Annotated in this window: 1 protein-coding gene; it reads left to right on the top strand. The window is 66.5% G+C overall.

Translation table 11 applies throughout. From position 1 onward, the window contains the following. Nucleotides 1-355 (top strand): AMP-binding enzyme (locus PY650_RS36900; RefSeq protein ID WP_285885055.1); only part of this gene is annotated, 355 nt, incomplete at both ends.

Below are 355 nucleotides of genomic sequence, written 5' to 3'. Positions count from 1 at the left end.
GATCGCCGCACGGCTTTGCGAGCACGAGCTCGTCGGCGAGGCGGTGGTGGTGGCGCAAGAGGACCGCACCGGCGACAAGCACCTCGTCGCCTATGTGGTTGCGAGCGAGCATGCCGAGAGAACCGAGGGATCCGACCTTGCCGGCGCCTTGCGCGCACATGTCAGCGAGCGGCTGCCCGACTACATGGTGCCGTCGGCCTTCATGCGGATCGATACCTTGCCGCTCACACCAAACGGTAAGCTCGACCGCAAGCAACTGCCGGTTCCCGACGACGACGCCTATGCACGGCGCGCCTATGAGGCGCCGCAGGGCGAGCTCGAGACGACGCTCGCTCAGATCTGGACGGAGCTTCTC

The organism is Martinezella calliandrae, from assembly GCF_030272695.1.
Lineage (GTDB): Bacteria > Pseudomonadota > Alphaproteobacteria > Rhizobiales > Rhizobiaceae > Rhizobium > Rhizobium calliandrae.
The sequence above is the reverse complement of the archived record's forward strand: the minus strand, read 5'-3'. Positions and strand labels throughout refer to the sequence as shown.